This window comes from Domibacillus sp. F004, from assembly GCF_057814295.1.
The window spans coordinates 1-284 of sequence record NZ_JBVATB010000057.1 but is presented as its reverse complement, the minus strand read 5'-3'; the positions used below and the strand labels follow the sequence as shown (position 1 = coordinate 284).

Genomic DNA, 284 nt, shown 5'->3' with positions numbered 1-284 from the left:
GCGAGTAGGTCTTCTTGCCGCCCGACTCCTCCGCCGCGACGAGACCCTCGTCGGCCAGCAGCTGCAGCGTCGGGTAGACCGAGCCCGGGCTGGGCTTCCACGCGCCGTCGCTGCGCGTCTCGATCTCCTGGATGATCTGATACCCGTGCATGGGCTTCTCGGCGAGGATCGCGAGCACCGGCTCGTGACCGGTCATGAAGCCGATCTCGCCCTCGACGGTCTTGGCGACGACGAGCGACGCCTCACCCGACCAGACCTCCGCGTCCGCGGAGACGAGGCTCACC

General features: G+C 69.0%; 1 protein-coding gene. It reads right to left on the bottom strand.

Annotation, left to right across the window (positions count from 1 at the left end; genetic code table 11):
- Window positions 1–284, bottom strand: a 284-nt coding sequence (locus ACZYRN_RS19395; RefSeq protein ID WP_488913198.1) for a helix-turn-helix transcriptional regulator, incomplete at both ends; no start/stop codon positions are given.